General features: G+C 66.7%; 1 protein-coding gene. It reads left to right on the top strand.

What is annotated here, in order from left to right:
* A partial coding sequence (locus ACV229_RS40750) for an ABC transporter substrate-binding protein (protein WP_448088683.1) occupies nucleotides 1-411 on the top strand: 411 nt, incomplete at its 5' end.

Below are 411 nucleotides of genomic sequence, written 5' to 3'. Positions count from 1 at the left end.
CAGGCGCGCGAGCAGGGCGTGAAGGCGACCTTCATGGGGCCTGAGGGCGTCGGCAACAAGGACGTGACGGCGATCGCCGGCCCGTCGTCGGAAGGCATGCTGGTCACGCTGCCGGCCGACTTCACGGCCGACCCGGCCAACGCGTCGCTCGTGAAGGCATTCGCCGACAAGAAGCGCGACGCGAACGGCCCGTTCCAGATGCCTGCCTACGCAGCGGTGAAGATCATCGCCGACGCGATCGCCGGCGCGAAGACGACCGATCCGACCAAGGTCGCCGCGTACATGCACCAGCACACGTTCGACACGCCGATCGGCAAGGTCTCGTACGACCCGCAGGGCGACCTGAAGGCGTTCAAGTTCGTCGTCTATACGTGGCACAAGGACGCGACCAAGACCGTCGCCGCCAACTGA

The sequence above is a fragment of the Burkholderia sp. MR1-5-21 genome (assembly GCF_053427715.1).
The sequence above is the reverse complement of the archived record's forward strand: the minus strand, read 5'-3'. Positions and strand labels throughout refer to the sequence as shown.